Below are 12553 nucleotides of genomic sequence, written 5' to 3'. Positions count from 1 at the left end.
ACATCCCTTAGGAACTCAAGTTCCGCGGGCCCGACACGCGTCGAACACATGTTTGATTCTGTCGCCGTGACGGTCTACATTCGGGCACATGAGCGACGACAGCGACAGCACGGCCGGCACCGAGGCACCCCGTGACCGCGACACCAGCCTGACCGACCGTCAGCGCACCATCCTGGACGTGATCCGGACATCGGTGACCACCCGCGGCTATCCACCGAGCATCAGAGAGATCGGCGACGCGGTCGGGTTGACCTCCACCTCATCGGTGGCCCACCAGCTGCGCACCCTGGAGCGCAAGGGGTATCTGCGCCGCGATCCCAATCGCCCGCGCGCAGTGGACGTACGGGGTGCCGACGACGCGGCGACACCGGTCGTCACCACCGACGTGGCCGGTTCCGATTCGCTCCCGGAACCGACGTTCGTCCCGGTGCTGGGTCGCATCGCTGCCGGTGGCCCGATCCTGGCCGAGGAAGCCGTCGAGGACGTGTTCCCACTGCCCCGGGAACTGGTCGGGGAAGGTTCGCTGTTCCTGCTCAAGGTGGTCGGCGAGTCGATGATCGACGCGGCCATCTGTGACGGCGACTGGGTGGTCGTCCGTCAGCAGAACGTCGCCGACAACGGCGACATCGTCGCGGCGATGATCGACGGCGAGGCCACGGTGAAGACCTTCAAACGAACCCGCGGCCAGGTGTGGCTGCTTCCGCACAACCCGGCGTTCGAGCCCATCCCGGGCAATGACGCCGCGGTCCTCGGCAAAGTCGTGACCGTCATCCGCAAGGTGTGACGAGGCGGACCTATCCGGCGCGCACGAAACCCATCGTGCGCGCCATCTCCTCACTGGCGAAATAGATTTCGGCGACCACGTCGCCGTACTCGGGGCTGTCAGGCACCCAGTACAGACCCGATCGGGTGTCTGCCTTCACCGGGTAGCCGCCCGGCACTTCGCGTGGATCATCGAGCCCCATGTGCAGCGCTGTTCCCAGGGGAGACGGCTCGTCGATGTCGATCCGCGCGTGCCGACCGGTATCGGTCAACGGATCACGCTCGAAGACGGGCCCCGGCGGGGGCACCTCGTCGGCGTAGAACTCGCGATCCGCCGCCGGTTCGGGGCCGCCCACCGCGTCCGCCTCGTAGCGCGCGTCGGCGTGGTTGACCGCGTCGGCGTGGTTGACCGCGTCTGCTTCGTCGCTCGCCTCGGGCTCGCCGATCGCGTCCCCCCCGGCGAAGTCGTCGTACTCGTCATCGAAGTCCTCGTCGTACTCGTCATCGAAATCGGACTCCGCCGCGACGGCAGGTGCGGGAACGTGTTCGTACGCGTCCGGCTCGTCAGGGGTCGCCACCTCGCCAGGCGGTGCAATCTCGTCGGGGGTCTGGATCATCGTCGGCGCAGTGTCGACGGCGTCGGGATCCTCCTGCTCGGCATCGTCGGGGCGCGCCGCCCCGGCAGTACTCCAGAAGCTCAGCGGGGTCGAGACATCGTGGGCGCTCTCCGACGACACGGGTGCCGCGGTCAGCGATCCCAACCCTTCGCGGGCGTACAGGTCGCCGAACAACTCGTCCTCGCCGCCGTACCCGTCGTCTCGCCGCTCACCGGCGGGCGCGGCCACATACCTGGCGTCGTCGTCCTCTTCGTCGGCGAATCCGGGCGAGTCGTCACGGCGGCGGTTCCGCATCACCGCGAAGGCCACCACCGCGACCAGTAGCAGGATCGGGACGATGGCCAGCAACCACCACCAGCTCCACCGGAATCCGGTGCCCTCGTCGGCGTCGGAGGCCTGCGGTGTCGCAGTGGCAGCGGGGGCTTCCTGGCCCGGCACCTCCAAGCCGGCCAACTGCGAGGCCAAGCTCGCCGGGTCGGTGCTGAACTGACCTGAGGCGCTGTTCCACGAGATGGATCCGTTGGCGAACCGCTGGGTGATGACGTCGCCGTCCTGGGTCTGATCGGCCACCGGGGCGCCCAGCTCCCCGGTCGCTCCGCCGAGTTCCTGCCACGCCGCGTTCAACGGGCCGCGCACGATCACAGCACCGTAGTCGGGAGTCCAGAAGATGACCGGTTCGTCGTCGGCGGCGAACTGGCTCATCCGGCTTGCCGGCTCCAGCCCACCGTCCCTCTCGCTGGTCACCGGGAACCCGAGATCACCCTGCGGACCGCCGACACTCTCGTATTTCGCCAGGACCTGTCCGGTCACCACGTTCGCACCGGTCTCCGGGGTGTAGAAGATCTTGCCGTTGACGAAGTCCTGGCCCCAGCCGTCGTCGCCGATCTCATAGGGCTCGCCCTGGGCCTCTCCCAGCGGGCCCAGCGGACCGCCGGCGGCGCGGCGCGCTGCGTTGATCGCCGAAACCGGGTCGTCGGGGACGGCCACATCGGTCAGTTGGTCGGCCAGCTCCGGCGGCTCGGTGGTGAAGGTCTTGGTGCTGGAGTCGTACGACAGGGCTCCGCTGGCGAAGTCCTGACTGACCACTGATCCGTCGTAGGTGGCATCGTCGACGGGCACGCCCAGCGCACCGGTCGATCCACCCAGCTGGTCCCATGCGGCGTTGATGGGCCCCCGCACCACGCGGGCTCCGTGCTCGGGGGTCCAGAAGATCACCGGGTTGTCCGGCGCGCTGAACGTGCTGTTACGGCTGCCCGGAGCCAGCCCGGGCCCCTCGTCGATCGTGGGGAAGCCCAGGTCGCTGTCGGCGGCGCCGCCCAGCGACTCGTACTTCTCCAGAATGGCGCCCTGCATGTAGTGCGCCCCCGTCTGGGGGGTGAAGAACATGACACCGGAGACGAAGTTCTGCGCGAACCCGTCGCCGGCCGGGTAGACGCCGCCGGTTCTCGCTCCCAGCGGACCGGTATCACCACCGCTGGCCTGCCACGCCGCAGTGATGGCGCCATCGGCCTCGGCTTCGGGCTGGGCGACGGCGACCGGTGCCAGCAGGAAGGCCGTAGCGACCCCCACCACCGCGATCGTCGCACGACCGAGCATTCGTAGGCGCACCAGCGGCTGCCGGCTCATTGATCCTCCCCGCGGTCGGCGACGGTGTCTCGAAGTCCTCGGTGCGTCCCTCGAGAAATTCTGAGAAAGTTACCGCGTCCGTTCACTGTGCGTCAGCAGACCCCGATAACCAAGCCACCTCGCCGGTCCAGCACAAGAATCTGCCGTGTTTCCGACCTGCTCAGACGCCGAGACTGCGGCCGATGATCTCCTTCATGATCTCGGTGGTGCCGCCGTAGATCGTCTGCACCCGCGCGTCCAGGAACGCGCGGGCGACGTCGTACTCGCGCATGTACCCGTATCCACCGTGCAGTTGCAGGCACCGGTCGATCAGGTGAACCTGCTTTTCGGTGGAGTACCACTTGGCCATCGCGGCTTGCTCGACGGTGAGCTTCTCATCGAGGTGGAGCCGGATGAATTCGTCGACCATGATGCGCACGAGCGTGGCCTCGGTGGACAGTTCGGCCAGCAGGAAGCGGCTGTTCTGCTGGCTGCCGATGGGTTTGCCGAAGGCCTTGCGCTCCTTGGTGTACTGGAGCGTCTGGTCCAGCACGGCCTCCATTGCCGCCGCCGCCATGATCGCGATGCTGATGCGTTCCTGGGGCAGGTTCTGCATCAGGTAGATGAACCCCTGCCCTTCTTCGCCGAGGAGGTTCGCCGCGGGGACCCGCACATCGGTGAAGGACAGTTCCGCGGTGTCCTGGGCGTCCAGACCGATCTTGTCGAGTTTTCGGCCTCGCTCGAACCCCTCCATGCCGCGCTCCACAACCAACAGGGAGAAGCCCAGCGCGCCCTTCTCCGGGTCGGTCTGGGCGACGACGATGACGAGGTCGGAGTGAATCCCGTTCGTGATGAACGTTTTCGAACCGTTGAGAATGTAGTGATCGCCGTCCTTGACGGCGCGGGTCTTGATGCCCTGCAGATCGCTACCGGTGCCCGGCTCGGTCATCGCGATGGCGCTGATGAGTTCGCCGGTGCAGAACTTCGGCAGCCAGCGCTGTTTCTGCTCCTCGTTGGCCAGACGGATCAGGTAGGGCGCGGTGACGTCGTTGTGCAGGCTGAAGCCCAGGCCGCTGTAGCGGCCGGCCGTGACCTCTTCGGTGATGATGGTGTTGTAGCGGAAGTCGGGGTTGCCGCCGCCGCCGTACTCCTCGGGAACGGCCATGCCGAGGAAACCTTGTTTGCCGGCTTCCAACCACACCCCCCGGTCGACGAGCTTTTCGGCCTCCCACTGCTCGTGGTACGGGGCGACATGCCGCTCGAGGAACGCGCGGAACGATTCTCGGAACAAGTCGTGCTCGGGTTCGAACAGGGTGCGCTGATAAGCGATGACGGGGGCCGCCTTGTCGGTTCCCAGGCCCATGGTGATGTCCTCCATCGTCGGTACGGACGTTTGACAGACGTGTCTGTCAACGTACCCCATCCAACCGGATGGTTGGTCGAGCCCCGGCGTGCGTTCACAGGACCGTAAGTTCGGTCCGACGATCGAATTTCGCTGAGGCGGCGCCACCGCGGGCCGGCGCAGAAGCGCCGACCCGCGGTGTGATGCGTCGAGCCAGGACGTCTACGAGGTGGCGGTCGCCGCCCGCGCCCCGGTGTTACGGGGCCGACGCCGACGGCCACCTCCGTTTCGGCGCGGACCGGACGTGCGCGGCGCACCGCCGGAGTTCTTCGCCGCAGGAGCGGGATTCGGCGCCGGGGCGCGTAGCGGCGCGATGTCGCCGACGAGCGCCTGCACCTGTGCGGACTCGGCCGTGACCTCCTGTGGACGCACCGAGATCCCGGCCTTGCGCAGTAGGTGCTGAGTGTCTCTGCGCTGCTCGGGCAGCACCACGGTGACGACGTCACCGTCGCTGCCGGCACGCGCGGTTCGCCCCGACCGGTGCAGATAGGCCTTGTGCTCCATCGGAGGGTCGACATGTACGACCAATTCCACGCCGTCGACGTGCACGCCGCGGGCCGCGATGTCGGTGGCCACCAGAACCCGTGCCGACCCGCTGCTGAACGCTGCCAGGTTGCGGTCGCGGGCGGGCTGGGAGAGGTTGCCGTGCAGATCCACCGACGGCACTCCCGATTCGGTGAGCTGCTTGGCGAGCTTGCGCGCCTGATGTTTGGTGCGCATGAACAGAATTCGGCGCCCGGTCCCCGAGGCCAGCAGGTGCACCAGCTCCTTCTTGGCCTGGACTCCCCCGACGTGGAAGACGTGGTGGGTCATGGCCGCCGGCGGAGCGCTGACCTCGTCGACCGAGTGCACCACGGGGTCGGAGAGGAAGCGCCGCACCAGCTTGTCGACGCCGTTGTCCAGCGTGGCCGAGAACAGCAGCCGCTGTCCGCCGGCCGGGGTGGCCGCCAGGATGCGGGTGACGCCGGGCAGGAAGCCGAGATCGGCCATGTGGTCGGCCTCGTCGAGCACGGTCGTCACGACGTCGTCGAGGCTGATCAGCTTCTGCCGCATCAGGTCCTCGAGGCGCCCCGGGCATGCCACGACAATGTCGGCGCCCGCGCGCAACGCAGCGACCTGCTTGTTCTGGGACACCCCGCCGAAGATGGTGGTGACGCTCAATCCGTTGGCCGAAGCCAAGGGCTGCAGCACAGCGGTGATCTGGGTGGCCAGTTCCCGGGTGGGGGCCAGCACCAGGCCGGTGGGCCGGTTCGGCCGGCTGCGGTGTTCGCTCAGCGCGGCCACCAGCGGTATCGAGAACGCCAGCGTTTTGCCGCTGCCGGTCTTACCGCGGCCGAGGACGTCACGGCCCGACAGTGAATCGGGCAGCGTCGCGGCCTGGATGGGAAACGGTGTGGTGATGTCGTTGGCGGCCAGCGCGCGCACCAGAGGTGCGGGCACGCCGAGATCTGCGAAGGTGTGGGTGGTCATGTGTGCCTTTCCGGCGTTCGGGCGGTGTGTGCCCGGCTGACCGCGACGAAGTTCGTCCAGCGGTAGTGCGCACACGGTGGCGAATGTCGCCACGCCACGTGATGTGGGAAATGATCTGATGTCGGCGTTCAGAGGCGGGTGCCTACCTGCGGTGGTGTCAACACTGTTCTGCCGCAGCCGACGTCGACAACCCTACCGCACAGCCGGGCCAGCGCCCTATTCGCACTGGTCAGAATGTCGCGAAGGCCGCCAGGCCCGCCGCCAGCGACATCGGCACGCGTCCTTTGATCCGGGTGCCGGCCTCAGTGTGTTCGACGGCGTCGACACGTCCTTCGGCGTGGATCCGGTTGACGAGTTCCCCGCGGCTGTACGGGATGGTGACATCCACCACTGTGTCGCGCGGCTCGACCAACTCCGCCATCCGGGACTGCAACCGCCCCAGTCCGTCGCCGGTGTGTGCCGACACGAACACCGCGTCAGGCAGCGCACGCCGCAAATGCGCCAGCGTGAGACCGTCGGCTGCGTCGATCTTGTTGACCACCAACAATTCTGGCGGTGGTGCGATGCCGTATTCGGCCACCACCTCGTTGACCACCTGGCGTACCGCATTGATCTGGGCCAACGGGTTCACATCAGAGCCATCCACCACGTGCACGAGCAATTCGGCACCGACGACCTCTTCGAGCGTCGAGCGGAACGCCTCGACCAGCTGGGTGGGCAGGTGACGCACGAAGCCGACCGTGTCGGTCAGCACGAACGGCCTGCCGTCGGCGAATTGCCCACGGCGCGTGGTCGGTTCGAGCGTGGCGAACAACGCGTTCTCGACCAGTACACCCGCACCGGTCAGAGCGTTGAGCAGGCTGGATTTGCCGGCGTTGGTGTAACCGACGATCGCCACCGCCGGGACGTCGCTCGCGACGCGACGACTGCGCTGGGTGTCGCGGACCTGCTTCATCGCACGAATGTCGCGGCGCAGCTTGGCCATTCGTTCGCGGATGCGGCGGCGGTCGGTCTCGATCTTGGTCTCACCCGGGCCGCGGGTACCCACCCCACCGCCGGCACCGCCTGCACGGCCGCCGGCCTGCCGCGACATCGACTCGCCCCAGCCGCGCAGCCTGGGCAGCATGTACTCCATCTGGGCCAGCGCCACCTGCGCCTTGCCTTCGCGGCTGGTCGCGTGCTGGGCGAAGATGTCGAGGATCAGCGCGGTCCGGTCGATGACCTTGACCTTGACGATCTTCTCCAGCGCGGTGAGCTGGGCCGGGCTGAGTTCACCGTCGCAGATGATGGTGTCGGCGCCCGTGGCGGCGACGATGTCGCGCAATTCGGCGGCTTTGCCCGAGCCGATATAGGTGGCGGGGTCGGGCCGGTCGCGACGCTGGATCACGCCTTCGAGGACCTCGGAGCCTGCAGTCTCGGCCAACGCCGCCAATTCGGCGAGGCTGGCGTCGGCGTCGGCTGCGCTGCCCTCGGTCCACACGCCGACGAGCACGACGCGTTCCAGACGTAGCTGGCGGTACTCGACCTCGGAGATGTCGGCCAGTTCGGTGGACAGGCCGGCCACCCGGCGCAGTGCGGTTCGGTCGTCGAGCGCCAGCTCACCGGCGCTGGGAGTGTGGTGGACGAAGTCGGGGTGGGTCATAGGCGAATCAAGGTTCGCACGGAGATCACTGTTCATGCACCTCGTTTAACGTCTGCTGGGCCTGCCACCATTCCTGGGCGAGTTCGCCCTGCGCGACCAGCACTGACGGACCCCGAAGAAAACTGCTGGCGTCGGTGACGGTCACGGTGACCTGTCCACCGGGAATGCGCACCTGCAGCGCCCCGGTGGCGTTCCCGCGATGAGCGAGCGCCGCGACGGCCGCCGCGACCGTTCCGGTTCCGCAGGACCGGGTCTCGCCGACGCCCCGCTCGTGCACCCGCATGGTGGCCACGCCGTCCACGGCGGCGGTGAGGACTTCGATGTTGACCCCGTCGGGAAACTGCCCGGCGTCGAAGCGCACGGGTGCCGCGACGTCGAGCGAGGCCAGCTCGTCAGCGGTCAGGGCGGCGTCCACGCAGGCCAGGTGCGGGTTGCCGACATCGACCGCCAATCCGGTGAACGTCCGGCCGCCCACCACAGCGGTACCGGTGCCGAACTGATTGGCCTTGCCCATCTCGACGCTGATGTCGGCGAACGTGGCGTCGACGGCACGGATTTCGACCGGCCGAGGCCCGGCCAGCGAGCCGACCACGAACTCGCGCCGGCGCTCCAGCCCGGCCGCCCACAGGTAGTGGGCGAAGACCCGCACCCCGTTGCCGCACATCTGCGCCGACGACCCGTCGGCGTTGCGGTAGTCCATGAACCAATCCCCGGCGGAGACGCCGTCCGGCAGGCGCTCGAGCACACCGGCCGACAGCAACGCACCGGCCGTGGTGACGCGAAGCACGCCGTCGGCGCCCAGCCCCCGTCGGCGATCGCACAGCGCGGCCACCGCGGACGGCGCCAGCGCGACGTCGGCGGGCTCATCGAGCAGGATGACGAAGTCGTTCTCCGTGCCGTGCCCTTTGGCGAACTTCACCTGTTCAGGATACGTCCCGCCACACCCGCAGCGTCACCTCGACGTTGTCGGCCGACGCGCCGTCGAGCCAGGTGATGCGGTGGTCGCGACGGAACCAGGAGCGTTGGCGGCGGACGTAACGGCGGGTGCCGACGAACGTCGGCTCACGAGCACCGGACCCGTCTCCCCCGGTGTCGAGGTCGGCGAGGACCTGCGCGTAACCCAAGGCCCGAGCCGCGGTGACCCCCTCGCGCAGCCCGCGGTCGAGCAACACGTGCACCTCGTCGACCAGACCGGCCTCGAACATCCGCTCGGTGCGCCGGGCCAGCCGATCGTCGAGCGCGGCGGTGTCCCAGTCCAGCCCGATGATGGCGGTGTTCCAGCGTGGGATGCCGATGCGCGGCGCGGACGCGGCGAACGGCCGGCCGGTCAGCTCCACCACTTCCAGCGCCCGCACGATCCGCCGGCCGTCCGTGGGCAGGATCGACGCCGCCGCGGCGGGGTCCACGCGACCCAGTTCGGCGTGCAGGGCGGCGACCCCGATCTCGGCGAGCCGCTGTTCCCAGCGGGACCGCACGACGGGATCCGTGGCAGGGAACGACCACTGATCGAGCAGCGACTGGATGTAGAGCATCGACCCGCCGACGATCACCGGCAGCGCCCCACGGGCGGCGATCGCATCGACATCGGCGGCCGCGGCCTGCTGATAGCGCGCGACGGTCGCCGTCTCGGTCACGTCGAGGACGTCGAGCTGGTGGTGGGGCACGCCGTGCCGTTCGCTGACAGGCAGTTTGGCGGTGCCGATGTCCATGCCGCGGTAGAGCTGCATCGCGTCGGCATTGACCACCTCCACCGGCAGTTCCCCGGCCAGTCGATCGGCCACCGCCAACGCGAGCTCCGATTTACCGGTACCGGTGGGGCCCACCAGTGCCAGCGGCCGCACGGCGGTCACGGCGTCCAGCGGCCGACGAAGTAGCCGACGCCGTACGGAGCGCCGCGGTAGAGCTCGTCGGCCGATCGCGGCGCCGGGGCGACGAGACCGGCGAGCACCTGATAGGCCACCCGGCCCACAGCGTTCTCGCTGAGCCCGACCAACGCGGACGCGGCGCCGCCGGCCAACGCATCGTCGAGGGCGTGCTGGCCGGCGAGCGCGTCGGGGTCGTATCCCCCCGGCGCGGCGGGGGTCAGCGTGTTCGCACCGTCGGCGACCACCAGCACGCCGGTGGGTTCGTCGAACGCGTCGAGGGCGGCGCGCAGCCGCCGTCCCAGCGCCACGGCCGCCTCCGCCGGGTGGTCCCCGCGGTAGGTGTGCACCTCGGCGCAGGCCGCCGGGTTGGCCGTGCCGCGAAGCCAAGCCGTGACCAGCACGCACAGCGGCAGCCTCGCGGGTTGACCGCCGAGGGCTGCGGCGGACAGCGCAACCGGCAGATCCACGCCGTATCCGGCGAAGGTACCGACTGCGTCGGGAGCTATCACGGCGTCCTCGGACGCGACCCCGACACCGACCCAGCGCGGCGGCAGACCCCGCGCCGCGGACACCGCCGCGGCACGCAGATCGGCGGTCTCGGTGGCGGCGGCACCGGCCAGTTCAGCGATCATCACGGGTGCCGACGGGACGAGGACGACGGCGCTGAGCACGCGCACCAACCTAGCCGCCCACGTCACGGCGGTGGTCGGATAGCCGCTTCGCCGCGTGCCAGCGCCGCCGTGGAAACCACCATCACGGCCACCGCTGTGATCAGCACGAACCAACCGGATTCGTCGGGACGCAACGACTCGCCGAGGACCACGACACCGAGCACGGCGGCGACCATCGGTTCAGCGACCGTCATGGTGGGCAGCGACGCCGTCATCGGCCCGGCGCGGAACGAGGCCTGTTGGAACGCGGTGCCCGCCACCGCGACGGCGGCCCACGCATAGAGCTCGGGTGTGCGCATCAGCTCCAGCGCACCGGCCCAGCTGGTGACGTCGAGCCGATGCACCACGGACTTGGTGAGCACCGCGAAAACGCCCCACAAGGTGCCCGAGACCGCACCCAGCAGCACCGCGCTGGTAGGCCCGGACCACATGCGCGCACCGACGAGGAACAGCGCCAGCACCGGGCCCAGCACCGCGAGCACGCCCAGCCAGGTCTCGACCGAGGCCCGCGTCTGCCCCGCCGTCGGGTTGCCGACGGTGACGATGACGACGACCGATCCGGCGAGCAGGACGGCCCACAGGCCTTGCCAGCGTGTCACCCGGCGGTGTGCGAGCCGGGCGCTGATCGGCAGCGCGAACAGCAGCGACGTGACGAGCAGCGCTTGCACCAGCAGCACCGACCCCAAAGCGAGCGCGGCAGCCTGGAGCCCGAAGCCGGCCGCAGCCACCGCGGTGCCCAGCCACCAGCGGCCGTCGCGCAGCAGCCGGGTGAACAGCTGCAGGTGCCCGACCGGCTCGTCGGTCACGTCGAGGGCCGAACGCTGGTGGAGGACGTCGCCGATCGCGATGAAGAAGGCGGCGCCGAGGGCGAGCAGGACGGCGATATCCGCTTTCGCCACCGACGACCTCCCCCCGTTGTGCACCGGACCCTGCCAGGCGCCATCGCCAAGGCATGGGCGCAGAGCGGCGCGACCTGTTTCAATAGCTACCAGGAGCGTTCTCGCCACGGCGACTCGTGGTGAGGTGTTCCCGACCAGCTGACGGGCGCCGCGCTGCGCGGCAGGTGCGCGGATGACGCGCGGAGGGCACGAGGTAACCGACCATGACGATCACCGAACCGGGCTCGGCGAAGGACACCGAGGCACCCGACACGGACGCCCCGCCGATCCCCTCGGCGACGCCGGGCCGCCGACCGTCGCCGGCAGCCCTGGCCAAACCCAAGCCCGGGGCGGCGCGTCCGGGTCCCCAGCCCGCCGCGCCAGCCGCACCGGTCCCGGTCACCGTGGTTCCCACGAGCGACCCGCACCGATTCGGACGGGTGGACGCCGACGGCACGGTCTGGCTGATCACGTCCTCCGGTGAACGCAACATCGGCTCCTGGCAGGCCGGCGACGCCGAAGCCGCCTTCACCCACTTCGGCCGTCGCTTCGATGACCTGCACACCGAGGTCGTCCTGCTCGAGCAGCGTCTGGTCGCCGGCACCGGGGATGCCCGCAAGGTGCGCTCGGCGGCGTCGGCACTGGCCGAAACCCTGCCGACCGCTCATGTGCTCGGTGACGTCGACTCGCTGGCGGCGCGGTTGGCGGCCGTGATCGAGCAGGCCGACCTCGCCAGCCAGCAGGAGAAAGCCCGGCGCGAGGAGTTGCGCGCCGAACTGACCGCCCGCAAAGAGGCGCTGGCCGCCGAGGCCGAGGAGTTGGCCGCACACTCCGAGCAGTGGAAAGCCGCCGGGGATCGGATGCGCGCGATCCTCGAGGAGTGGAAGACGGTCACGGGGTTGGACCGCAAGACCGATGACGCGCTGTGGAAGCGCTATTCGGCCGCGCGCGAGATGTTCAACCGGCGTCGCGGTTCGCACTTCGCCGAGTTGGACCGGGAACGCGCGGGGGCCAGGAAGGCCAAGGAGGCATTGTGCGTGCGGGCCGAGGAGTTGTGCGACTCCACCGATTGGGGTCCGACCGCGGCGACGTTCCGCGACCTGCTCACCGAGTGGAAGGCCGCCGGCCGCGCCGCCAAGGACGTCGACGACGCCCTCTGGCGGCGCTTCAAGGGCGCCCAGGACAAGTTCTTCTCGGCGCGCAATGCGGCGACCGCCGAGCGGGACGCCGAGTTCCGCGCCAACGCCCAGGCCAAGGAGGCGCTGCTGGCGGAGGCCGAACGTCTGGACACCTCGGATGTCGACGCAGCCCGTGCCGCGCTGCGCGCGATCGCCGACAAGTGGGAGGCCATCGGCAAGGTCCCCCGCGAGCGCGGCGCCGACCTCGAACGGCGGCTGCGCGCGGTGGAGAAGAAGGTCCGGGACGCCCCCACCGGCGGCGTCGATCCCGAGGCCCAGGCGCGGGCAGACCAGTTCCGCGAGCGCGCGGAGCAGTTCGAACGTCAGGCCGAGAAGGCGGCGGCCGCTGGAAGAACCAAGGACGCCGAGCAGGCCCGCGCGAGCGCCGAGCAGTGGCGGCAGTGGGCCGACGCGGCCGCTGAGGCGCTGGGCAGGAAGAAGAGCTAGCTGGCTGTAGGTCGAG

Annotated in this window: 10 protein-coding genes; 2 read left to right on the top strand and 8 right to left on the bottom strand. The window is 69.5% G+C overall.

What is annotated here, in order from left to right:
* Window positions 1-88: 88 nt before the first annotated feature.
* On the top strand, window positions 89-784 hold the full coding sequence (gene lexA / locus J3476_RS27660) for a transcriptional repressor LexA (RefSeq protein ID WP_207069448.1): 696 nt from the start codon (window positions 89-91) through the stop codon (window positions 782-784).
* Window positions 785-794: 10 nt separating this feature from the next.
* On the opposite strand, the gene J3476_RS27655 is transcribed toward lexA, so the two are convergent.
* The 8 genes from J3476_RS27655 to J3476_RS27620 form a co-directional block, all read right to left on the bottom strand.
* Window positions 795-3005, bottom strand: a complete 2211-nt coding sequence (locus J3476_RS27655; RefSeq protein ID WP_207069447.1) for a hypothetical protein — start codon at window positions 3003-3005, stop codon at window positions 795-797.
* A 160-nt stretch (window positions 3006-3165) separates the two neighbouring features.
* A complete protein-coding gene (locus J3476_RS27650; protein ID WP_207069450.1) occupies window positions 3166-4347 on the bottom strand; it encodes an acyl-CoA dehydrogenase family protein in 1182 nt (393 codons plus the stop codon).
* A gap of 201 nt (window positions 4348-4548) precedes the next feature.
* The gene (locus J3476_RS27645) at window positions 4549-5856 is read right to left on the bottom strand and encodes a DEAD/DEAH box helicase (protein WP_207069446.1); all 1308 of its coding nucleotides are present in this window, start codon (window positions 5854-5856) and stop codon (window positions 4549-4551) included.
* A 229-nt stretch (window positions 5857-6085) separates the two neighbouring features.
* Complete coding sequence (gene hflX, locus J3476_RS27640; protein ID WP_207069445.1) at window positions 6086-7498, bottom strand: GTPase HflX; 1413 nt, start codon at window positions 7496-7498, stop codon at window positions 6086-6088.
* A gap of 25 nt (window positions 7499-7523) precedes the next feature.
* Complete coding sequence (dapF, locus tag J3476_RS27635; RefSeq protein WP_207069444.1) at window positions 7524-8417, bottom strand: diaminopimelate epimerase; 894 nt, start codon at window positions 8415-8417, stop codon at window positions 7524-7526.
* 4 nt (window positions 8418-8421) lie between these two features.
* A complete protein-coding gene (gene miaA, locus J3476_RS27630) occupies window positions 8422-9339 on the bottom strand; it encodes a tRNA (adenosine(37)-N6)-dimethylallyltransferase MiaA (protein WP_207069449.1) in 918 nt (305 codons plus the stop codon).
* 5 nt (window positions 9340-9344) lie between these two features.
* Complete coding sequence (locus J3476_RS27625) at window positions 9345-10034, bottom strand: hypothetical protein (protein WP_207069443.1); 690 nt, start codon at window positions 10032-10034, stop codon at window positions 9345-9347.
* A gap of 23 nt (window positions 10035-10057) precedes the next feature.
* A complete protein-coding gene (locus J3476_RS27620) occupies window positions 10058-10933 on the bottom strand; it encodes a DMT family transporter (protein WP_207069442.1) in 876 nt (291 codons plus the stop codon).
* Window positions 10934-11136: 203 nt separating this feature from the next.
* Here J3476_RS27620 and J3476_RS27615 point away from each other — a divergent pair, with 203 nt between their 5' ends.
* Complete coding sequence (locus J3476_RS27615; protein WP_207069441.1) at window positions 11137-12537, top strand: DUF349 domain-containing protein; 1401 nt, start codon at window positions 11137-11139, stop codon at window positions 12535-12537.
* The last annotated feature ends 16 nt before the right edge of the window (window positions 12538-12553 follow it).

The organism is Mycobacterium sp. PO1, assembly GCF_017312405.1.
GTDB lineage: Bacteria > Actinomycetota > Actinomycetes > Mycobacteriales > Mycobacteriaceae > Mycobacterium.
Note: the sequence above shows the minus strand (reverse complement) of the source record. Positions and strands in the feature narration are given on the sequence as shown.